The sequence below is a fragment of the Streptomyces zaehneri genome (assembly GCF_032248645.1).
In the GTDB taxonomy this organism is placed as follows: domain Bacteria; phylum Actinomycetota; class Actinomycetes; order Streptomycetales; family Streptomycetaceae; genus Streptomyces; species Streptomyces coriariae.
Map to the genome: position 1 here is coordinate 19,750 of NZ_JASTTJ010000024.1, position 21,447 is coordinate 41,196.

General features: G+C 70.4%; 19 protein-coding genes and 1 pseudogene. 11 read left to right on the forward strand and 9 right to left on the reverse strand.

What is annotated here, in order from left to right; all coding sequences use genetic code 11:
* Nucleotides 1-79: 79 nt before the first annotated feature.
* From QQM72_RS31950 to QQM72_RS31960, 3 genes are all read left to right on the forward strand, one after another.
* Nucleotides 80-1,417, forward strand: a complete 1,338-nt coding sequence (locus tag QQM72_RS31950; RefSeq protein ID WP_314224318.1) for a ferredoxin reductase family protein — start codon at nt 80-82, stop codon at nt 1,415-1,417.
* Between the two features lie 182 nt (nt 1,418-1,599).
* A complete protein-coding gene (locus QQM72_RS31955) occupies nt 1,600-1,836 on the forward strand; it encodes an FMN-binding protein (RefSeq protein WP_314224319.1) in 237 nt (78 codons plus the stop codon).
* A 1-nt stretch (nt 1,837) separates the two neighbouring features.
* Nucleotides 1,838-2,572 carry an FAD:protein FMN transferase gene (locus tag QQM72_RS31960; RefSeq protein ID WP_314224320.1) on the forward strand — a complete coding sequence of 245 codons (735 nt, stop codon included), beginning with the start codon at nt 1,838-1,840 and terminating at the stop codon, nt 2,570-2,572.
* 258 nt (nt 2,573-2,830) lie between these two features.
* On the opposite strand, the gene QQM72_RS31965 is transcribed toward QQM72_RS31960, so the two are convergent.
* Together QQM72_RS31965 and QQM72_RS31970 are read right to left on the reverse strand one after the other, a co-directional pair.
* The gene (locus QQM72_RS31965; RefSeq protein WP_314224321.1) at nt 2,831-5,032 is read right to left on the reverse strand and encodes a mannosyltransferase YkcB-related protein; all 2,202 of its coding nucleotides are present in this window, start codon (nt 5,030-5,032) and stop codon (nt 2,831-2,833) included.
* Nucleotides 5,029-5,889, reverse strand: a complete 861-nt coding sequence (locus tag QQM72_RS31970) for a dolichyl-phosphate beta-glucosyltransferase (protein ID WP_314224322.1) — start codon at nt 5,887-5,889, stop codon at nt 5,029-5,031. The genes QQM72_RS31965 and QQM72_RS31970 overlap by 4 nt, the downstream gene beginning before the upstream one ends.
* 136 nt (nt 5,890-6,025) lie before the next feature.
* On the opposite strand from QQM72_RS31970, the gene QQM72_RS31975 reads away from it, so the two are divergent.
* The 5 genes and pseudogenes from QQM72_RS31975 to QQM72_RS31995 form a co-directional block, all read left to right on the forward strand.
* On the forward strand, nt 6,026-6,424 hold the full coding sequence (locus QQM72_RS31975) for a hypothetical protein (RefSeq protein ID WP_314224323.1): 399 nt from the start codon (nt 6,026-6,028) through the stop codon (nt 6,422-6,424).
* Nucleotides 6,425-6,506: 82 nt separating this feature from the next.
* Nucleotides 6,507-7,661 (forward strand): ABC transporter ATP-binding protein, encoded by a 1,155-nt coding sequence (locus QQM72_RS31980; protein ID WP_314224325.1) that lies wholly within the window; start codon nt 6,507-6,509, stop codon nt 7,659-7,661.
* Nucleotides 7,658-8,374, forward strand: coding sequence for an ABC transporter permease (locus QQM72_RS31985; RefSeq protein ID WP_314224326.1), 717 nt, complete (start codon nt 7,658-7,660; stop codon nt 8,372-8,374). The genes QQM72_RS31980 and QQM72_RS31985 overlap by 4 nt, the downstream gene beginning before the upstream one ends.
* The gene (locus QQM72_RS31990; protein ID WP_314224327.1) at nt 8,371-9,039 is read left to right on the forward strand and encodes an ABC transporter permease; all 669 of its coding nucleotides are present in this window, start codon (nt 8,371-8,373) and stop codon (nt 9,037-9,039) included. Before QQM72_RS31985 ends, QQM72_RS31990 begins: the two co-directional genes overlap by 4 nt.
* A 73-nt stretch (nt 9,040-9,112) precedes the next feature.
* Nucleotides 9,113-9,298 (forward strand): annotated as a pseudogene (locus QQM72_RS31995) (transposase); the annotation flags it as partial.
* 175 nt (nt 9,299-9,473) lie between these two features.
* Here the strand turns inward: QQM72_RS31995 and QQM72_RS32000 are convergent.
* The 6 genes from QQM72_RS32000 to QQM72_RS32025 all read right to left on the reverse strand — a co-directional run bounded on the left by QQM72_RS32000 (nt 9,474) and on the right by QQM72_RS32025 (nt 15,924).
* Nucleotides 9,474-10,223: a class I SAM-dependent methyltransferase gene (locus QQM72_RS32000; protein ID WP_314224328.1), complete on the reverse strand. Its 750-nt coding sequence runs from the start codon at nt 10,221-10,223 to the stop codon at nt 9,474-9,476.
* 230 nt (nt 10,224-10,453) lie between these two features.
* Nucleotides 10,454-10,897 carry a RidA family protein gene (locus tag QQM72_RS32005; protein ID WP_314224329.1) on the reverse strand — a complete coding sequence of 148 codons (444 nt, stop codon included), beginning with the start codon at nt 10,895-10,897 and terminating at the stop codon, nt 10,454-10,456.
* Nucleotides 10,898-11,072: 175 nt separating this feature from the next.
* Nucleotides 11,073-11,672: a GTP-binding protein gene (locus tag QQM72_RS32010; protein WP_020125271.1), complete on the reverse strand. Its 600-nt coding sequence runs from the start codon at nt 11,670-11,672 to the stop codon at nt 11,073-11,075.
* Nucleotides 11,659-12,102, reverse strand: a complete 444-nt coding sequence (locus tag QQM72_RS32015) for a DUF742 domain-containing protein (protein ID WP_020125272.1) — start codon at nt 12,100-12,102, stop codon at nt 11,659-11,661. The genes QQM72_RS32010 and QQM72_RS32015 overlap by 14 nt, the downstream gene beginning before the upstream one ends.
* A gap of 31 nt (nt 12,103-12,133) precedes the next feature.
* Nucleotides 12,134-12,610: a roadblock/LC7 domain-containing protein gene (locus tag QQM72_RS32020; protein ID WP_020125273.1), complete on the reverse strand. Its 477-nt coding sequence runs from the start codon at nt 12,608-12,610 to the stop codon at nt 12,134-12,136.
* Nucleotides 12,607-15,924, reverse strand: a complete 3,318-nt coding sequence (locus QQM72_RS32025; RefSeq protein WP_314224330.1) for an ATP-binding protein — start codon at nt 15,922-15,924, stop codon at nt 12,607-12,609. Before QQM72_RS32025 ends, QQM72_RS32020 begins: the two co-directional genes overlap by 4 nt.
* A gap of 402 nt (nt 15,925-16,326) precedes the next feature.
* Here QQM72_RS32025 and QQM72_RS32030 point away from each other — a divergent pair, with 402 nt between their 5' ends.
* Nucleotides 16,327-17,283 (forward strand): ABC transporter substrate-binding protein, encoded by a 957-nt coding sequence (locus QQM72_RS32030; RefSeq protein WP_314224331.1) that lies wholly within the window; start codon nt 16,327-16,329, stop codon nt 17,281-17,283.
* Between the two features lie 69 nt (nt 17,284-17,352).
* Nucleotides 17,353-19,329, forward strand: coding sequence for an aromatic amino acid lyase (locus tag QQM72_RS32035; protein WP_314224332.1), 1,977 nt, complete (start codon nt 17,353-17,355; stop codon nt 19,327-19,329).
* Between the two features lie 42 nt (nt 19,330-19,371).
* Here the strand turns inward: QQM72_RS32035 and QQM72_RS32040 are convergent, their stop codons facing one another.
* Nucleotides 19,372-20,742: a glycoside hydrolase family 43 protein gene (locus tag QQM72_RS32040; protein ID WP_314224333.1), complete on the reverse strand. Its 1,371-nt coding sequence runs from the start codon at nt 20,740-20,742 to the stop codon at nt 19,372-19,374.
* Between the two features lie 205 nt (nt 20,743-20,947).
* Here QQM72_RS32040 and QQM72_RS32045 point away from each other — a divergent pair, with 205 nt between their 5' ends.
* Complete coding sequence (locus QQM72_RS32045) at nt 20,948-21,364, forward strand: ankyrin repeat domain-containing protein (RefSeq protein WP_314224334.1); 417 nt, start codon at nt 20,948-20,950, stop codon at nt 21,362-21,364.
* The last annotated feature ends 83 nt before the right edge of the window (nt 21,365-21,447 follow it).

A 21,447-nucleotide genomic window follows, 5' to 3' on the forward strand; every position in this document is an offset into this window, starting at 1 on the left:
AAAGTTGAACGACAGGAAAACGACAGCGAAGCACGGACAAGCTCTGTGTTCTGAGGACCCGATCTAGGAGTTTCCGTCCGTGACGACCGTCCAATCGCCTCCCGTACCCCCCACGGCGATACGTCCCAAAGTAGTGGCCCGCACCGGCCTGTACGCCGTGCTTGCCGCGAACGCGGCCGTCGTGACCCTCTTCGCCGTCCAGGCGGGCTTCGCCTCCAACGCGCTCGTCGTGATCGGCCGCTTCGCCGGCCTCTACAGCGCCTTGCTCATGGCGTTCCAACTGCTGCTGGTGGCCCGGCTGCCCTGGCTGGACCGCCGCATCGGCATGGACCGGCTGACCAACTGGCACCGCTGGACCGGTTTCAGCCTGTTGTGGATGTTGGTCGGCCATATGGTGTTCATCACCTTCGGCTACGCCGAATCATCGTCGATGAACCCGGTGAGCCAGCTCGTCGACCTGGCCGAGACCGTCGAGGGCGTGCTGCGCGCCGCTGTCGCGATGGTGCTGATCCTGGTCATCGGTGGCGTCTCCGGCCGCTGGGCCCGTCGGCGCCTTGCCTATGAGACCTGGCACTTCATCCACCTGTACACGTACGTCGCCGTGGTGCTGGCCTTCACGCACCAGGTCGCGGTCGGGACGACTTTCACCGCGTCGTCCGCCGCCACGGCGTACTGGTACGCGGTGTGGGGTGTCGCCCTCGGCTCGGTGCTGCTGGGCCGGCTGGTTCTGCCGCTGTGGCGGAACTGGCGCCATCAGCTGCGCGTCGAGGCCGTCGTCCCCGAGGCCGACAACGTCGTAAGCGTTTACATCACCGGTCGTGACCTGGACCGGCTGCCCGCCCGGGCCGGCCAGTTCTTCCTGTGGCGGTTCCTGACCAAGGACCGCTGGTGGCAGGCGAACCCCTTCTCCGTGTCGGCCGCGCCCGACGGCACCAGGCTGCGCCTCACCGCGAAGGCGGCCGGCGACGGCTCCGCCGGACTGCGCCACCTCGAGCCCGGCACCCGCGTCTTCGCCGAGGGCCCCTACGGCGCGTTCACCGCCATGCACCGCACCCGGCCCGAGGCCCTGCTCATCGCCGGCGGTGTCGGCGTCACCCCGATCCGGGCGCTCCTCGAGGAGATCGACGGGCACGCGGTGGTCATCTACCGGGTGGCCGGCGAGCGGGACGCCGTGCTCTACGACGAGCTGCGCGAACTCGCCCTGACCAAGGGCGCCGAGCTGCACCTGGTCACCGGGCCGCCGGTGCCCGACCGACTGGCGCCGCGTGAACTCGCCGCGCTCGTACCGGACATCGCGGAGCGGGACGTCTTCCTGTGCGGGCCGCCGCCGATGATGAACGCAGTCCTCGGCACCCTGCGCGAGCTGGACGTGCCCAAGCCGCAGATCCACTTCGAACGCTTCAGCCTGGCGGGATGAGAGACATCGTGAAGCGAGTAATCCCTGTCCTGGTCCTTTCCGTGGCGGGTCTGATCCCGGTCTGGCGCTACGAGCCCTCGACCGGTACGACATCCACCACCGAGGCCGCCTCGACGCCCTCCGTGTCCTCCTCCACGTCGGCCTCGGGCTCCTCGGGATCGACCACGTTCACCGGTACGACCGTGGCCACGGAGAAGGGCGACGTCCAGGTCCGGATCACCTACGACGGCGACAAGATCACGGCTGTGGAGATGCTGAAGCAGCCGAATCATCCGCAGACGACCGCGGCGGTGCCGAAGCTGATTGCCGAAACGCTTACCGCGCAGAGTGCGGACATCGACACCGTTTCCGGCGCGACCATCACGAGCGACGGTTACAAGGAGTCGCTCCAGGCCGCGATCGACGCGAAGGGCGCCTGACGTGAACCGCGTCGAACACGTCATGGGGTTCCCGGTCTCGCTGCGGGTCGACGACACCGTCGTCCCCGACGGGACCGGGGACGACGTGTTCGCGTGGTTGCGCGAGGTCGACGCACGCTTCAGCCCGTTCAAGGCCGACAGCGAGGTCTCCCGGTACGGCCGGGGTGAGCTGTCGGCCGACGAGCTGAGCGCCGACCTCGTGGAGGTGCTCGACATCTGCGAGCGGTATCGGCTGGCCACCGGCGGCGCCTTCGACATCCGGCTGCCCGGCCGCGGCCTGGACCCCTGCGCGGTGGTCAAGGGCTGGTCCGTGCAGCGCGCGGCGGAGCTGCTGACCGGGGCCGGGCTCAGCCGGTTCTGCCTCAACGCCGGGGGTGACGTGGTCGTTTCCGGCGGGCCCTGGCGGGTCGGCGTACGGCATCCCGAGTTCGCCGACCGGCTGTGCACCGTCCTCGACCTCACCGACGGAGCCGTCGCGACCTCCGCTCGCTACGAGCGCGGCGACCACATCCTCGACGGCCGCACCGGCCGGCCGGTGACCGGCCTCGACAGCCTCACCGTCGTGGCCCCGACCCTGACCGAGGCGGACACCGTCGCCACGGCCGCCTTCGCCCTGGGCGCGGACGGCGTCGAGTGGGCGGCCGCGCGGGACGGTTGCGAGGTGTACGCCGTACTGCCCGGCGGACGCGTGTTGCGCAGCGGCGGTTTCCCGACGGCGGGGGCAGCGGCCGCGTGAGCGTCGGGGCGGCGGCCCTGGGAGCCGCCCTGTGGCTGCTCGGCTGGGGCGCGACGGTTCTCGCCTGGACGTCGGGGCGAGGACGTCGGCCGCAGGCGCGTCGTCAGCGCCGGTGTCGCTGAGCGGGTTGCTCCGGTTGTGGCTCGCTTCGGTGGCAGCCCGCTCTGAAGCGGTTTCACGAAGGTTTCAGGGCATGCGGAAGGCGGGCCGTCGGTTCCACCGGCGGCCCGCCTCTCCTGTTCCGTTGTGCCGTGGTTCTCAGCCGACGTCCGACGCGTCCAGGCGGTAGAGACCGCTGTAGTCGGACACGGCTGTTCCGTTCGCCTTGACCCAGGTGGAGATCTCGGAGTTCGTGGAGCCCTGGCCGCTGTCGCCGACGACGATGTAGTGCAGCTTGCCCGCCTTCACGAGGTTCTTCAGCTTGGCCAGCGTCATCGCGTTGTCGCTGCCGGACCAGCCGCCCATCGAGATGACCGGCTCACCGGACTCCAGGATGACCGAGGAGGCCGTCTGGTCGGTGGCCACCGCCACCAGCCAGGTGGCGCCGTCCTGGTTCTTCTTCAGGTACGTGATCATCGCGGACGACACCTGGGTACCGCCGTCCATGCCCCCACCGGTGCGACCGTCGGCGTTGCCGGACCCCGCCGTATCCGACTCGGTGGTACCCGACCCGGTCGAGCCGGACTCCGCGGTGCCGGAGTCGGTCGTACCCGACCCCGTCGAGCCGCCGTCGTCCGTGGAGCTGCCGCTGTTCGACGGAGGCTGGCCCGTTTCCTGGCCGTCGCCCGAACCGCTCGGCGCATCACCGGAGTTGGTTCCCGGCCCGTCGGCGGTCCCGCCGGGCCGCTGGCCGCCGCCACCGCCCATGCCGCCCATACCGCCGGTGCTCGGCCCGGCCGTCGGGTTGGTGCCGTTGGTGCTGGAGGTCGCCGCCGAGGCCGAGTAGGCGGCCGGGCCGGCGAGCAGCGCCACCACCGCCGCCAGCGCCGCGACGCCCATCAGCCGCTGCCGCTTCGTGAACCGGGCGACCAGCAGTCCGATCACCGAGGCCGCCCCCGCCACACCGGCCACGACCTCGGCGACCGTGTACAGCGTTCCGGAGCCGGAGACCCGCTGGAGCAGGAAGACCGCCCACACCGAGCTGGCCGCCACCGCTACCGGCAGCGCCCAGCCCATCCCCCGGTCCCGGCTTCGCTCGGCCGGGGAGACCCCCACCGTCGCGGAGCCGTTACGGAAAGCGTTGTAGAGCATGACGCCGCCCGCGCCGGTCAGGGCCGCGATACCGGGTGCCATGGCGGTGACGTAGTACGGGTGGAAGGTGCCCTCGGCGAGGGCGAAGGTCAGGTAGTGCAGGACGAACCAGCCGCCCCACAGCATCAGCGCGGCACGCCTGGCGTCCGTACGGGGCGCCCGGCCGCGCAGGACGAGACCCGCCACCAGCGCGATCGCCGCGAAGGGGATCAGCCAGGAGATCTGGCCGCCCATGGTGTCGTTGAACATCCGGTACAGGCCCGCCTCGCCGCCGAAGCTGGCGCCGTTGCCCTGCGAGCCCACCGAGGAACTCGCCCCGAAGATACGGCCGAAACCGTTGTAGCCGATGACGAGGTCCCAGACCGTGTTGTCCGTGGAACCGCCGATGTAGGGGCGGGACGAGGCCGGTATCAGATCGACGACCACCATCCACCAGGCGCTGGAGACGATCAGCGCGACCGTGCCGACGGCAAGGTTGCGTATGCGCTTGCCCAGCGAGGCGTTCGCGGCCCACAGGTACACCAGGAAGAACGCGGGCAGGACGACGTACGCCTGCATCATCTTCGTGTTGAACGCGAAACCGATGGCGACACCCGACCACACCAGGGGCAGCAGCCGGCCGGTGCGCACGGACTTCAGCAGCGCGGCCGCGCCCAGCAGCATCAGGAAGACGAGGATCGGGTCGGGGTTGGTGTCCCGGGTGATGGCGACCGTGATCGGGGTGAGCGTCAGCGCCAGCGCGGAGATCGTCGCCGCCGCCGCGCCGAAGTCCCGCTTGACGAGCCGGTACACAAGCGCGACGGAACCGGTTCCCACGGCGACCATCGGCAGCGTCAACTGCCAGGTGCCGTACCCGAAGGCACGGGCAGACAGGCCCATCACCCACAGGGCGAAAGGCGGTTTGTCGACCGTGATGAAGCTGCCCGCGTCCAAGGCGCCGAAGAAGAACGCCTTCCAGCTCTTGGTGCCGCTGTAGACGGCCGCGTCGTAGAAGGTGTTGCCGGTGATCGAGGAGAGGTTCCAGGCGTAGAGGGCGGTGGCCAGGACGAGGATCGCCCAGAGGGCCGGGCGGGCCCAGCGCGGGTCCTCGGGTGCGCCGGTGAACAGACGCCGGGCGCGGGAGGCGAGTCCGCCGTCGGCGGCCGGGGCCGACCGGTGGCGGGCGCCGTCCTCGCCGACGGGGGCGGGCGGCGGGGCGAGTGTCGTCATGACGCGTACTCCAGGTGGGTGTTCGCCCCGGTGGGCAGGACGGCGACGGGGGTGCTCGTGCGTGCCGCCGGCACCTGGGGGGTGCTCGTACGGCGGGGTACGCCGGGGACGCGGGTTCGGCCGGTGAGGGTGGAGCGGAGCATCCGGCCCATGCCCAAGAGGTCGTCGACGGCCGTGCGGACGATGTCGACCCGGCTGTCGGTGTCGTCGGTCCAGTCGACCGGCACCTCGTGGACGCGGAGCCCGTTGCGCTGGGCCAGGACCAGCAGTTCGGTGTCGAAGAACCAGGCGGTGTCCTCGATGTGCGGGGCGAGCGCGCGGAAGACGTCGGCGCGGACCGCCTTGAAGCCGCACTGCGCGTCCGAGAACCGGGCGCCGAGGCCGGCCTTGAGCAGGAGGTTGTAGGAGCGGGAGACGAACTCCCGCTTGGCGCCCCGGACCACGGCCGCCTGGCGGTGCAGCCGGCTGCCGATCGCGAGGTCGCTGTGGCCGGACAGCAGCGGGGCGACCAGGGGGAGGAACGCCTCCAGGCCCGTCGACAGGTCCACGTCCATGTAGGCGACGACGTCCGCGCCGGAGCGTTTCCACACGTGTTTCAGGGCGCGGCCCCGGCCCTTCTCCTCCAGGCGCATGGCATGCACGTGCGGGAGACGGAGTGTCAGGTCGGTAGCCGCGTACCAGGTGGCGTCCGTGCTGGCGTTGTCCGCGATCGTGATGCGGAACGGGAACGGGAAGGACTCTTCGAGGTGTGCGTGGAGACGGCCGATGCTCTCGGCGAGGACGTGTGCCTCGTTGTACACCGGCACCACGATCTCGACCGACCGCTGCCGGACGCCTCCCGCGTTCGTTTCGTTCATGGTCATGACGATCGGGGCCATGTCTGGGGGATCCCTGAGCCGGTCCTGAGGGAAGAGTGAGAATCAGCGGACTCACAGGTTGCGCACAGCGGAAACCCCTTTCACCCAGGTGCGGGTGGCGTGCTCCACCGGCGGTATGAGCCTGACGAGTGAGGTGTTCCTGGTGGCGGACGACGGTGACCTCGACATCCTGACCGGGGAGCGGGACGGTCGGCCCGACGGCATGGACCTGGCCGGGCCGGAGTCGTGGCGCAGGACGGTCTGGGGATCACGGGCCGTCCGCCGGATCGGCGCCCGGTTCCTGCCGGCGCTGGTGAGCGTGCACAACGGCGATGTCGTCGCTCCGGACGAGATCCCCGCCTTTCTGGCGGAAATCGTTCTGGTACGCGCTTGCTCGGAGCGTCTCGCCGCCGAGACCCGTCCGCCCGACCGGACGGTCGAGAGTCACCGCCACCACATCTCCGGCCGCCTGGACGGCATCGAGGCGAGCGCGCGGTACGCGCAGGAGGCCGGTGGCGGACTGCTGATCTGGTAAGCGGTCTAGACTCTCTCCGCAACGGCCCGAACTCGTAGCGAGAGCGGGCAGAAATTGCCAGACCCGAAGGGTATTCGGCGCTTTGATACGGATAGATTCAGTCACCAAGCGATACCCGGACGGCACGGTGGCGGTCGACCGGCTCGCCCTCGACATACCGGACCGTGCGATCACCGTCCTCGTCGGCCCCTCGGGCTGCGGCAAGACGACCACCCTGCGGATGATCAACCGGATGGTCGAGCCCAGCGAGGGCACGATCCTCATCGACGGCGTCGACAGCCGTCAGCAGCCGGTCAACACCCTGCGCCGGTCCATGGGTTACGTCATCCAGAACGCCGGGCTCTTCCAGCACCGGACGATCGTCGACAACATCGCCACCGTGCCCCGGATGCTCGGCTGGAGCAAGGACAAGGCCCGCGCGAGGGCACGCGAGCTGATGGAACGGGTCGGGCTCGACGCCTCGTTCGCCAAGCGCTACCCCTACCAGCTCTCCGGCGGCCAGCAGCAGCGCGTCGGCGTGGCCCGCGCACTCGCCGCCGATCCGCCGGTACTGCTCATGGACGAGCCGTTCTCCGCCGTCGACCCCGTCGTCCGCAAGGGTCTTCAGGACGAACTGCTGCGCATCCAGGCTGAGTTGGGCAAGACCATCGTCTTCGTCACGCATGACATCGACGAGGCCGTGAAGCTCGGCACGATGGTCGCGGTGCTGCGTACCGGCGGCCGGCTCGCCCAGTTCGCGCCGCCGGCCGAGCTGCTGTCCGACCCCGCCGACGCGTTCGTCGAGGACTTCCTCGGCGCCGACCGGGGCATCCGGCGCCTGTCCTTCTTCTCCTCCGCCGGCCTGGAACTGCTCACCACGCCGATCGTCGCGATCGACTCCACGGCCGAGCAGATCGCCACACGGGGCGCGACCGACGCCCCCTACCTCCTCGTCACCGGCCTGGACGGCCGTCCGCTCGGCTGGAGCGAGCCCGGCGCGCTGAGGGCCGGACGGGTCGACGCCGACCGACTGCTGCCGTACGGGCGGCCGTTCGTCGCCGAACGGGACTCGCTGCGCGCGGCCCTCGACTGTGCGGTCCTGTCGCCCACCGGCTGGGCGGTCGCCGTGGACGCCGAGGGCCGGGCCGCCGGAGTGGTCTCCCAGACCGCCATCGGAGAGGCCATCCGCGGCGCCCACGCGGCAGGCCGTGAGGAGCAGGCCTCGCCCGAGGGGGCCGCCCAGAAGGTCATCCGGTGAACCGCTTCTTCGACATCCCCAGCGACCTCCAGCACGACTGGTTCGGCCTCATCGGGCTCCATCTGCGCGAGGCCCTGCTGCCGGTGCTGGGCGGGCTGCTGCTCGCGCTCCCGCTGGCCCAGTTGTGTGTGCGGCTGCGCTGGCTGTACCCGCCCGTGCTGTGGGTGACGACCGTGCTCTACGCCATCCCGTCCCTGGCCTTCTTCGTCGTCCTCATCGACTACACGGGGCAGACCGAACTGACGGTGATGATCCCGCTCACCATCTACAGCCTGGTGGTGCTCGTCCCGGCGATCGTCGACGGCGTCCGTTCGGTCCCGCAGGAGACCCTCGCCGCCGCGACCGCGATGGGCTTCGGACCCGTACGCCGTTACATCCAGGTCCAGTTGCCGATCGCGGTGCCGGCCATCATCGCCGGACTTCGGGTCGCCACCGTGTCCAGCATCAGCCTCGTCAGCGTCGGCATGCTGATCGGCAACCAGGGCGCGCTGGGCAACCTGCTGCACGACGCGCAGATCTACAACCGGCCCGAACTCGCCTGGAACTCCGTGATCACCAGCGCCGCTCTGGCGGTGCTCGCGGACGCCCTGCTGGTCGTCGTACGCATCCTGCTCACCCCCTGGATGCCGAGCGGCGCGCGCGGCGGAAAGTCCAGGCCCGCCGGGGTCCGGCCCGATCCGGCCGTGCCCGCCCTGGAGGACGCAGCCCGGTGAACGTCATCAATTTCGTCAGCGCCTTCTTCAGCGACAGCGCACACTGGCACGGTTACGACGGAATTCCCACCCGCGTGTGGGAACACGTCCAGTACTCCCTGGAAGCGCTTGCCCTCGCCGCCGCGATCGGGCTGCCGATCGGCCTGGTGACCGGTCACTACGGGCGGGGCGGAAACGTCCTTTCTCTTGTTGCGACAGCCGGCCGGGCGCTGCCCACCTTCGGTCTGCTGGTGGTGACGACCATCGTGCTCGGGTTCGGCATGCTGCCCGTGATGATCCCGCTGGTCGTCCTCGCCGTCCCGCCGATCCTGGTCACCACCTATGAGGCGGTGCGCTCCGTCGATCCGTCGCCCGTGGACGCCGCGCGAGGCATGGGCATGGGGGAGTCCGGCATCCTGCTGCGCGTCGAACTGCCCGTCGCGCTCCCGCTGATCTTCGGCGGCCTGCGTTCGGCGGCCATCCAGATCGTCTCGACGGCGACCATCGCCGCGTACGTCAGCCTCGGTGGCCTCGGCCGCTACATCGTCGACGGTCTCTACCAGCACGACTACGAGAAGGTGGTGGGCGGCGCCACCCTGGTCGCCGGCATGGCACTCGCGACGCTCGCGGTGTTCTGGGCGGCGGCGAAGGTGACGGTCTCGCCGGGAGTGCGCAGGAGCAACTAGGGCGCGTATCGAGTCATGATCAATCCGAGGGATTCGCCCTCGCCGCGAGGCGCGATCCGGTAGGTCGTCTTGCGTGACACCAGTGCAACTGACCGTTTTGGAGCGGGAGTTCGTCGGGCCGTACCTACCGATCGGCGAGTACGGCCCGTATCCCGACCGGCTGCGGCAGCAGTTCGAGGGCGGGATCTGGCGGTTCAGGACGGGCGGGCAGTGGCGAGAGAAGCCGCAGGAGTCCGGTGCGGCCGCCCTCCTGGGACGCCTGGCGGGGCATCGCCACCCGGTGCGACAGGACTCCCCGCAGCTACCTCGCAGGGCTGTACCAGCGGGCTTCGATGATCTGGCTCAAAGACCTCACCCGCACCCCGAGTCAGTACAGCCCGACAGACGCGCGTGATCTGACAGTCACGAGCCGCTGACATCGGTGACTTGCCCGGTCAGAGCGAGGCGGCCGTCCGGTAGACGGAGACGTGGGAACGCGACTCTGCTGTGAATTCCGCTCCGGCCCAGTCGGCGTGCCTGGACTCCAGCGTCATTCCGGCCAGCTCGGCCATCAGGTCAAGTTCGCTCGGCCAGATGTAACGGTGTGGGCTGCGGAACAGCCGGGCCTCACGGCCGGCCTCGGCGTCGAACCGGAAATGGTGCGAGACGACCTGCTGGCGCAGGACGTCGTAGGTGTCGAGCCCGATATAGCCCGAGGCCGACTCCCAGACCACGGCCTGCTGACCTGGAGGCAACTTGCGAACCTCGGGTACCCACAGCTCGACGACGAACCGTCCGCCTGGCTCGAGGTGGCGTGCGGCGTTTCGGAAACAAGCGACTTGCCCGGCCTGCGTGAGCAAGTTCGAGATGGTGTTGTAGACGAGGTAGACGAGCTGGAACCCACCCGGGACTCGCGCAGTGGCCATGTCGCCGACAACCACCGGGATGGCCGTCTCGTCCGCTTTGGTGCGGAGCTGATCCATCATCGGCTTCGACAGCTCGATGCCACTGACCGAGACTCCCCGCTCGGCGAGCGGCACTGCCACCCGTCCGGTCCCGATGGCGAACTCCAGCGCCCTGCCACCCTCGGTGAGTTCCACCAGGCGGTCCACCGTCGGCCCCAGCACCTCCGGTGCGAACATGCCGGTCCCAGGGGAGTCATAGCCCTGAGCGGCCTGTTCATCCCAAATCTCACTTCGAAGCATGAGCAGCGATGATTGACCACCGCCCGAGGAACGTCAACGCACTTTCGCCACAGCCGAGATGAGGGCGCGCCACCGCGAGCCCTGCTCGGCCAGACGGTGGTACCCCGAGAAGCACCGGTGACGATCTGGTTCCCGGCCAAACGCATGACGTCGACGTGCCCCTCTCCCACGCCGGCGGGCGCCTCGGGGCGGGCTCAAGCAGTCACATCGATCATGACTCGATACACGCCCTATGACAGGTCCTCGCTCCGGGGTGGCCGTACGGCGATCGCGTCGACCTCGAACAGCATGCCCGGCAGGGCGAGCGAGGCCACCCCGCTCAGGGTCTGCGAGGGCAGCCGCTCGCCGAAGCGGCCGTGCAGGGCCTTGCCCAGGATCTCGAGCCTGCCGGGGTCGTGGTCGACGACGAACGTGCCCAACCGTACGACGTGGCGGAGCCCGAGACCCACCCCGGCCAGCGCCGCCTCCAGACGGTCGAAGGCCAGCTCCACCTGAGCTGCGAAGTCGCCGGGCACGGGGGCGCCGGACGGGTCAGAGGCGTACTGACCCGCGAGGAACACCGGTTCGCCCGGCGCCGACACGGCATGGCTGTAGCCGAAGGGCGTGGGGTCGTGCAGGGTGGGCGGGTTGGTGATCTTACGGTCGTCGTTGCTGTGGCTGTCGCTCTGGCTCATGACGGAAACAACTGCGGTGCGGGGAAAGGTCATTCCCCCCGCACCGCAGTTGTTTCCCGGGCACACTGCCTCTGCTGTTTCCGACCGTTCCGGTTGTTGCTCACCGGTTCCAGCTGGTCCCGCTGTTCCTAACTGTTTCCAGTCGTTTCCGACGTTCCGGCCGCCCAGTGCGCCGTCAGCCGCCCGATCGGGCCAGTGCCTGTTCCAGCACGACCAGCAGGGCGTCTCGTACCGAGCCGCGCTCGCGCGCGTCGAACACGAGCAGCGGGACGCCTTCGGACACGTCGAGGGCCCAGCGGACCTCGTCCAGCGTGTGCGCGATCTGGCCGTCGAAAGCGTTTACGGCAACGGCGAACGGGATCTGCTTGTGCTCGAAGTAGTCGACCGCGGCGTAACAGTCGTCGAGACGGCGGGTGTCCACGATGACGAGCCCGCCGACCGCGCCCTCCACGATGTCGTCCCACATGAACCCGAACCGCTCCTGACCGGGCGTGCCGAACAGATACAGCTTCAGTGTCGGGTCGATGGTGATGCAGCCGAAGTCCATCGCGACCGTGGTGGTGGTCTTGCGTGGGGTGTGGCTGAGATCGTCCACACCTGCCGCGACCTCGGTGATGGCCGCTTCGGTGGTCAGCGGCTCGATCTCGGAGATCGAGCCGACGGCGGTGGTCTTGCCCACGCCGAAGCCGCCCGCGATCACCAGTTTCACCGGCAGCGGCGGCCGTACGGCGGCCTGGCCGGCCGAGGTGCGGACCAGCGGTTCAGTCGGTGTCACGGAGTACCCCCCGGGAGTCGGGGATGGCCCGCAGGCCATCGATAACCCTGCGCAGAACGGATGCGTCGTGGGTGACGCCGGAGTCGGGCACGTGCACCGACAACTGCCCCGCCGTCCGGAGGTCCTCGGCGAGGACCCGCACCACGTTCAGGTGCAGCCGCAGCCTGGCCGCGATCTCCGCGATGGACTGCGGGACGCGGCAGGCGGCGACGATGTCGTGCTGTTCGAAGGAGAGCCGGCCGAGCGCGTCGAGCCCGCCGGTGGTGGCCACCAGCTGGGTCTCCACGGGCATCGTCCGGCCGGACGACGCCTCGCCCGCGCCGCCCGCGACCCGGCCGGCGGTCACCAGGAAGGGCCGGACGGCGGGTGCGGGGCCGACGGGGGCGACGCCGTCCTCGCCGGCCCCGCGCGGTGTGCGGCCGTCCGCCATCGGTGTTCGCTCTCTCTACGGTGGCACGCGCTCAGCGCGTACGCGTGGCGCCGACGCTGTTCTTCAGTTCCAGGACGAGCTGCGGGCTGAGCGCCGTGCCGGCGCGGTTGGCGAACACCGTCATCTCGTAGGCGATGTTGCCCAGCTTGGCCTCCTTGTCGGTGACGACGCCGAGCACGGCGCCGCTGCCGATCGCGGAGACCAGGACGTGGCCGCCCTCCAGGTCGATGATGACCTTGTTCAGGCCGCCCAGGCCGTAGTTGCCGGAGGCGCCCGCGGCCAGGCTGGTGATGCCCGAGACGATCGCGGCCAGCCGTTCGGAGTCGGCGTGCTCGCGCAGCTCCGACACCGCGATCAGCAGTCCGTCGGAGGACACCGCGATGGCGTCCACGACCCCCGCGGTCTCGGTGGCGAAACGGTTGAGCAGCCAGGTGAAGTCGGCTGCGGCGGCCCGCAGATCGGTCGGCTTGGCATCTCCGGCGGGAGTCTCACCTGTCGACGTGCTCACTGCTCGGCTCCTTCCGGAAGGTGGTTCTGGTGGTGCGTGGTGTCCCGGCCGGTGATCGGGTCGGTGATCGGCTCGGTCCGGCCGGACACGTCGGACGGCTCTGTCCGGTCGGTCGGGTCGGTCGAAACGTCGGGACGGTGATCGTGCCGGCGGTCGTTCCGGCGGTCGATCGGGTCTTCGGGGGTGGGGGTGAGGGGGTGGGGCTCGACGGGGCGAGGGTGTTCGCCGGTGTCCCGGTGGGCGCGGGCCACGGCCGCCTCGAACTCCTCCAGCGAATCGCGCACGGCGTCCGCGTCGGCGGGGCGGACGGCCTGTCGCGCGGCCTGCTGGGCGGCGGCGTCGGCCGTCGTCCGCAGCGTCGCCCCGCGCACCCGTCGACGGAGCGGACGGGAGCCGTCGGGACCGACGGCGAACGCGTCGGCCCGGGCGGAAGCGGAGAGGGGACCGGCAGGGCCGGTGGGACCGGTGCCACGGTCGAGTGCGGACGGTTCGTCGCCGCGGTCGGCGGCGACGTGCTCCGCCCTGCGGACGGAGTCGCCGGGGCCGCCTGTGGCGCGGGCGGGGCCGCCCTCGGGCCTGGACGGGTGGGCGTGCGGCGCGGGCTCCGTCGTACGGGCGGCGGGCCGCGACTCGGCCGCGTGGGCATGCGACGACCGCGCCGTGCCGACGGGGGGCGTGCGCTCCGCCGTACGGGCGTGGTCCCCGGGGTCGTGCTCCGCGCGGGCGTGGAGCGCCGTCGCCTCGGCCGTGCGGGGCGACGGGATGCCGACGCCGGCCGGGTAGGCGCGGGTCGCGGGCCCGGCCGTGGTCTCCGGCTCGGCCCCGGCGGTGGCCGGAGCCTCGGACGGGGCGGGATCGGAGAGGGAGGCCGGCTTCGCCGTACGGGCGGAGACACCGGTTTCGACGGCACGGTCGGAGGAAGCGGTTACAGCGGGATTCCCGGAGGAAGGGGAACCGGTTCCGGGTGTAAGGCTTGAGGAACCGGTTTCCGCAGTACCGGCCGAGACAGCGGTTTCGTCGGTTTCGGCGGAAGTCCCTGTCACCGTCGTGGCTGTGGCTGTGGCTGTGGCGGTCGCGGTGTCGCGTGTCGGGTCGTCGGGGCCGACCGCCGGAGTGAGCGGGGCCTCGGCGTCCCGTTCGCCCGGGGACGGGTCACGGCGGGGGACCCGGCGCGGGAGCGCGGACGGATCGTCCTCGCTCGTGGCCCAGGACGGAACCGTGGACGGGATCGAGGACGACGGCGAGGGGCCGGCCGCTGGGGCCGACGGGGCGGCGAGCGCAGCCGTGGCCGGGGAGGCGCCGGTGTGCGCGGGCCTGCCCACCGGGCCCAGCTCGCTCATCGTCACAAGCAGCGACGACGGGATCATCACCTCGGCCGTCACACCGCCGCCCGGAGTACGGGAGAGGGTGACGTCGACGTCCCAGCGGCGGGCCAGCGCGCCGACCACGAACAGGCCGAGCACCTTCGTCGGGACGACGTCGAGGCGTTCGCGGCGCACGAGGCGGGAGTTCTCCTCGGCGAGGCGTTCGGCGCTCATGCCCAGACCGTGGTCGGCGACGGTGATCGAGGCGCCGTCGGCGTCGGAGCCGACCACCACCTCGACGGGGCTGCCCTCGGGCGAGAACGACACGGCGTTCTCGAGGAGTTCGGCGATCATCAGCGTGAGGTCGCCGATGATGTCGGGCTCCACCAGGGCCTCGGACGCGGCACGCAGCTGAACCCGCTGGAAGCCCTCGATCTGGCCCAGTGCGGCGCGTACGACGTTGGTGAGCTCGGTCGGCCCGGCGTCCAGGACGGTCTCGCGGATGCCGGCCAGCAGCATCAGGCTGTCGGCGTTGCGGCGCAGGCGGACCGCGATGTGGTCGATGGAGTAGAGGCGTTCGAGCAGCGCCGGGTCGGTCTCGCCACGCTCCACCGCGTCGATCAGCGCAAGTTGACGAGTCGTCAGGTTGCTGACGCGACGCCCGACGTTGCCGAACATCTCGGCGACGTTGCGCCGGCTGAGCACCTGGCGTTCCAGCAGTGCGGCCGCGGTGGTCTGCACGTTGTTGAACGCCTCGGCGAGTTCACCGATCTCGTCGTCCGCGGTGACCGGCAGCTCACGCAGCCGCGGGGGCCCGGACTCCTCGGCGTCGTCGTCGGCGACGCGGGCGAGTTCGCGGCCCGCGACGTCGGCGACCTCCTGGGCGGCTCCCGTCAGCGCCAGCACCGGGCGGACCACGGAGCGGCGTACCAGGATGGAGAAGGCGATCCACAGGGCGAAGCTGAGCAGCGCCAGGTTCAGCAGCAGGCCCGCGCGCCACTGGGCGCTGGAGGCGGTGTCGTCGGCCCGGTCGGCGATCTGGTCGATGAGTGACGCGGTGATCTTCAGCCGGGTCCGCGCCTGGGCGCTGTAGTCGGGGTAGGAGGCGATGGCCGCCCGGAACGCCTTACGGATGTCGGCCTTGGACTCGGCCTGCAACGCGCTGGGGTCCACGGCCAGTTCGGCGTAGTGCTGGCCGATCGAAGCCTGCGAGGAGTTGTGTTCGATGCCGCCGAACTCTTCGGTCTGCGTCTCGTTGGCGAATCGCTCGAACCGCTGCGCCTGGTAGGTGAACAGCTCGTAGGAGCCGACCGCGCCGGTGAACTCGATGAGCGCGTTGCTGTCACCGGTCCGGGCGGAGAACACGCCCGTCTCGAAGGCGCCGTGTGCGGCGTCGGCGCGCAGCAGCGAGTCCAGGAGGTTGCCGGTGAAGGTCGTCGCGAGGTCGGCGTTGCGGTCCAGGCCCAGGCCGTCGATGAGGCCGTCGGCCGCACCGGAGTACGCCGGGTCGATGTTGTCGGCGGGCAGATAGCCCTGCTCGATGGTGGCCCGCAGACCGGCCAGTCCCTGGACCTCCTTCAGCGCCTGCACCTCGGTGTCCGGCAGCCGGTCGCCGAAGGCGTCGACCACCTCGTGCACCTGCGCGTCCACGGCGGCCTGGGCCTGCCGGTAGCCGTCGGTGGAGGGGGTGCCGCCGTCGAACGACGCCTCGTGCCGCACGGAGAGCAGGATCGCCTGCTGGTGCTCGTCCTGCAGATCGGCGACGAGCTGGGCGACCTGGGCACTGTCACGGACCAGTTGGGCGGCGTCCTCGGCGCGGTTGGACTCCTGCACCAGGTCGACGATGAGGTACGTCAGCAGCAGCGCGATCACCGTCAGCGGGATACCGACGAGTACGTTCAGCTTGCGCTGGAAGGGCCACCGATCGGCGAATCCCCGCAGACCCCGGCGCGCGGACGTGGATGCCGAGGATGCCGGCCGGGCGGACGCGTCCACCTCTTTCGTGGACACCGGGCCTCCTTCAAGGGGGTGCTGCTGGCGTGCGGGGGGCGTTGGCATGCATGCCGACTTTCTGCACACACGTGTCCGAACATGAATGATACGGAAGCGGCCCCCGTACACCGCTGTGGCCGACGCCGACTGCTGTGGCGGACGCCAACTCCGGCGAGACTATCGCCTATTCGAACGGTCGAGCGCGTCGCCCTACGTCAAGAATCCATTACGAAGCGGTGAACCGGAACCGTTCGGGGGCCTCCAAAGGGGTACACAGGTGATCTACCGATCCGCGCGCAAGTGATCACGGATCGAAGCCAATCGGTAACCCGGCTCCTCTTGACTGATCAAGAAGCGGGTGGATTGGATCAGGCCAGAGTGTGTGAGTTCTCATCAACCCCCCAGCTCGGAACGGGAACCGTGACTACCAACGCCCACAGCAGCAGGACCCTCAGGAACCACCCAGGCGCGGCGGCCGTCGCCCTCGCGGCGGTGACGGTCCTGCTGGCGGGATGCTCCTCGTCCGACGACTCCTCCGACCCGCTCGCCGGCGACAAGGCGGCCGGCGACACCGTGGTCGTCGGCTCCAACAACTTCGCCGAGAGCATCCTGATCGCCGACATCTACGGCGAGGCCCTGAAGGCCAAGGGCATCAAGGTGTCCTACAAGCCCAACATCGGCAGCCGTGAGACCACGTACGGCCTGCTCAAGAACGGTTCCATCACCGTCCTGCCGGAGTACAACGGCTCGCTGCTGGCCTACCTGGACGCGAAGGCCGAGCAGACCTCGCTCGCGACCGTGAACGCCGCGGCGAAGGCCAAGCTCGACTCCAAGCTGACGCTGCTGGAGTCGTCGCCGGCCGAGGACAAGGACTCCGTCACGGTCAACGCGGCGACCGCGAAGAAGTACAACCTCACCGCGACGTCCACGCTCGCCGACCTCAAGGACATCGCGCCGGAACTGGTCCTCGGCGGCTCGCCCGAGTTCCAGACCCGCCAGCAGGGCATCCTCGGCCTGGAGTCGGTGTACGGGCTGAAGTTCAAGTCCTTCAAGGCCCTCGACGCGGGAGGACCGCTGACCCAGGCCGCGCTGAAGAAGAACACCGTGCAGGCCGCGGACATCTTCACCACGGACCCGACCATCACCCAGGAGAAGTTCGTCGTTCTCCAGGACCCGGAGAACCTCTTCGGATTCGCGAACGTGACCCCCCTGGTCTACAAGAGCGGGCTCTCCCAGGAGGGCATCGACGCACTCAACGCCGTCTCCGCCAAGCTCGACACCAAAGCCCTGCTGGACCTGGACTCCCAGGTGCAGCTGGAGAGCAAGGACCCGCTGGACGTCGCCAAGGCCTGGCTGAAGTCGGCCGGCCTCGGCTGAGGTTCCACCGGATCACCTGAACCGTTGGAAACAACAGCAAACGGACCGACCCGGGTTCCTCCGCACCGCGTGGGTGCCCGGACCGTCCTGACCGGAACCACCCTCACCGTCGGCGAGCTGATCGTGCTCGTCGACGGTGCGGCCGTGCCCGCGGTGGCGCCCGAGGCCCGTGAGCGCGCCGCCCTCTCCTGGCGCACGGCGCAGGCGCTCGCCGCCGCCGGACGGCTGTACGGCCGCGCCACCGGCGTCGGCGCACAGCGCTCGGTGCCGGTCGACGAGGGCGACGAGGCCGCGCACGGACTGCGCCTGCTGCGCAGTCACGCGGGCGGAGCGGGCGCCCTGCTCCCCGCCCGCCAGGTCCGCGCCATGCTCGCGGTACGCGCCAACCAACTCCTCGCCGGCGGCTCCGGCATCCAGCCCGCGCTCATCGACGCCCTCGTCGACGCCATCCGTCTCGGCGTCCACCCGGCGGTCAACGAGTACGGCGCCGTCGGCACCGGTGACCTGACCGCGCTCGCCCAGACCGGCTTGACGCTGATCGGCGAACGGCCATGGCTGAGCGGGGAGGGCACCGGGCCGGAGGAATCCTCCGGGCCGGACGGCGGGCCGACCGGCCGGACGGAGAACGCCGCCCCGGGCGGCGGGTTCGTCGCCTCGGTGACGAACCCGGCAGACCACGGTCCGTCGGACGCGGGTGCGGAACTCGCGCCAGGTCCGGTATCGGTGGCGGGGATGCAGCTCGCACCGGGCGGGGTGTCGGGTGCGGGCGCGGAAGGTGAACCGGGCGGTGCGTCGGCCCGTCCGGGGAAGCTGCGGCGATCGCAGGTCGGCCTGGGCGGCGCGGCGAGCGAGCCCGAGTCCGAGCCGGACACGGGGTGGGCCGGCCCGTCGCCGGCCGCCGTGCGGGCTGCCGGCACAGCCGCCGGTGGCGAGCTCGCCACCGCCGCTCAGTACGTCGTCGCTCCCGCCGTTCAGCTCGTCACTCTGCCCGGACCTGCCGCCGAAACCGTCTACGTCCCGGTTTCCGCCCCAGCGGCGGCAGCTGCCCCCGTCCCGAACGTCACCGCCACCGCCCTCTCCACCGGGCTCCCGGCCCCGGTCGTCCTTCAGCCCGGTGACGCCCTGGCCCTGCTCAGCAGCAACGCCCTCGCGTTGGGGCAGGCCGCGCTCGCCCAGCAGGAGCTCGACGTGCTGCTGCGGGCCACGCACGCCGTCGCCGCCCTTTCCCTCGCCGCGGTGTCCGGCTCGCCGGAGGCGTACGCCGCGCCCGTGCACGCCCTGCGGCCGTATCCCGGCGCGGCCCGCGCGGCCGGTGAGGTGCGGCGGCTGCTCGGTCTGCCCGACCGGCCGCGGCGCCGCCAGGGCCGGCGTGTCCAGGACCCCTTCGGCTTCCGTGCCTTCCCGCAGGCGCACGGCTGCGCCCTGGACGCCTCCGAGAGACTTCGGGAAGTCATCGAGGTGGAGGTCAACTGCCCCTCGGAGAACCCCCTCATCGATCCCGACGGCACCGCGGCCTACCACCACGGTGGCTTCTTCGCCGCGCCCCTGGGCCTCGCCCTGGACGCCGCGAATCTCGCCCTGCTGCAGACCGCGCAGCTCTCCGCCGCACGCCTGACGGCGCTCGGCGACCCCGGGCTCACCGGCCTGCCCCCGTTCCTCGGCGGGGGACCCGCGGCCGGCTCGGGCACGATGATCCTGGAGTACACCGCCAACTCCGCTCTGGCCGAGCTGCGTTCGGGCACGACACCCGCCTCGGCGGGCCACGCCGTCCTGTCGCGGGGTCTGGAGGAGGCCGCCAGCTTCGCCGGACAGGCCGCCCGCCAGACCTCGCGGGCGACGGACGCCTACGCCACCGTCCTCGCATGCGAACTCGTCGTGGCGGTAAGGGCCTTGAGGATGCGCCCGGCCCAGGCGGAGTCGCTTCCGGCGCCGGTCGCGGTTCTCGCCGCGGCGAAGGCCGTTCTTCCCGCGGCCACGGAAGACCGTCCGCTGACCGGTGATGTGACGGCGGCGACCCAACTGCTGCCGAAACTGGCCGAGTTGTGAGCCGGTCGACCGGGGACGGCCGGCTCCGGTGACGGGTCTCGTTCAGTAACCCACGTAGAACGTCGCGTCCTGCTTCTCGGTGGCCGTCGAGACGGGGTCGATGCGCAGTACGTAGTTCGAGTGCCGGATGTAGCGCGTCGGGTTGTTGTAGGAGCGGAACGACGCCCACCCGGAGTCCGACAGGCCCGCCGTACGGTAGAAGGTCGCGTCACCGGCGAACGCCGATGTGCCGTCGTTGACGTCGAGTTGGAGCTGGTAGTTGTAGTGCCGCAGGTACCGGGTCGGGTAGTTCACCGACTGGAAGGAGACCCCGGTGCTGTCGGCCAGGCCGGGGACGAGCTTCCACTGCGAATCGGTGTACAGGTCGAAGGGATACGTGTCGATGCGGCCGACGTAGTTGGCGTGGCGGACGTAACGGTCCGGGTAGTTGTAGGACTTGAGCCGGTTCCAGGCCGGGGCGCCCCATTTGGCGACGAGGTTGCTGTACTGCGTGCTGGTGATCGTCGTGACCCCGCAGTGCTTGGAGTTCACCGGCTGGGTGTACGTCTTCTGGTCGAGTGCGGTCCAGGTGCCCGCCGAGAGGTCGGTGGACTGCCAGGCGTAGAAGACGCCGTTGGGAGTGTAGGTGTCCCCCCAGAGCCACCAGGTGCTGGAAGTCAGTGACTTGACGAGGGTCGGCGCCTCGGTGCCGCCGTGGGCGACCCCGGTGTTGAAGACCGTGAAGCTGCCGGGGTCGAGGGAACTGGACCGTGCGCCCACCAGCGTCTGGTCCTTCTTGAAGTAGAGGTAGTTGACGCCGTTCACCCCTACGGCCATGTCGCCGTCGATCACGTCGTATCCGGGGTCGAAGAAGACCTGGGGGGCCGAGGCGGTGACGAAGTCGGTGGTGTAGTTGACCATGATCACGTTGTGGCCGCTGCTGTTCACGGCGGAGTAGATGAGCGCGTACTGTCCCCGTCCCGCGTCCCAGAACGCCTCCGGCGCCCAGCTGTGGGTGTTCATGTCGTGCAGCTTCAGCCGGTGGTAGCCGGTGAAGGTGCGCAGGTCGGCCGAGTTCCACACGTGCACGTACTGGCTGACGTAACTCCAGTCGGTGCCCTTGAGGTCGGTGGCGATCACCACGTAGGTGCCGTCCTGCTTGCGCAGGATGAACGGGTCGCGCAGGCCCAGCGCGCCCTCGGTGGGCGTGACCACGGGGTTGTTCTGGTTCAGCGGCATCCACTGCAACCCGTCCGTGCTGACGGCGAGGTGGAGGCCGTAGTCGGTGCCGGCGCCGAGGCTGGTCGATTCGGTGAAGTAGCTCATCACATAGGCCGAGTCGGCCGCGTGGGCGGACGGGACGCCGAGGGTGAGGGCCAGGGGGACGGAGGCGGCCGCGCCCAGGACGAGGCGGCGGGAGGGGTTGGGGGTCATATGCGCTCCAGGGATGCGGGGTGCCCTTTGGATGCCGACCGAGTTCGAAATGTCGAACTAGGTTCGGTGAGTCGGTCAGAAAGTAGGGGCGTGCGGGGAGCAGGTCAATCACTGGGACACGCATGGCGGTTTCCCGCCTCGCACCTGTTGGAGGCCTGCGAAAACCCGGCGATCTTCTCGCCCGTCCGGGCTACTCTCGGCGACCGTGAACAGGAGACGACACAAGAAACTGACGAAGCGTCTGTTGTCGGCGGTGATGTTCGGGGGCGGCCCCGAGGTCGACCTGCTGCTGCGGGCCGGTGCCGACCCCACGGCTGCCGATGTCCACGGGACGACCCCGTTGTACGAGGCCTGCGTTCAGGGGTCCGCGGATGCCGCGCGCAGACTGCTCGAGGCCGGTGCGCCGCCCGACGCCGAGAGCTCGGGCCTGGGAGCCGAGGGAACCCCGCTGTGCGCGGCGGCCTGTTGGGGCCACGTCGACACGGTCCGCACCCTGCTCGCCCACGGCGCCGACCCCAACCTGCGCGAGGACCACGGCACCGGGCTGACCCCACTCGAGTGGGCGACCGCGGGCCCGCATCCGGAAACGGTTGCCGTACTGCGTGCCGCAGGTGCCCACTGACGGACGGAGTCCCGGACACTCGCAGGTCAGGCGGTCAGGCAGTCGAGCAGATGCGAATTGGGCAGCTTGGGCGGCGCGGTCGG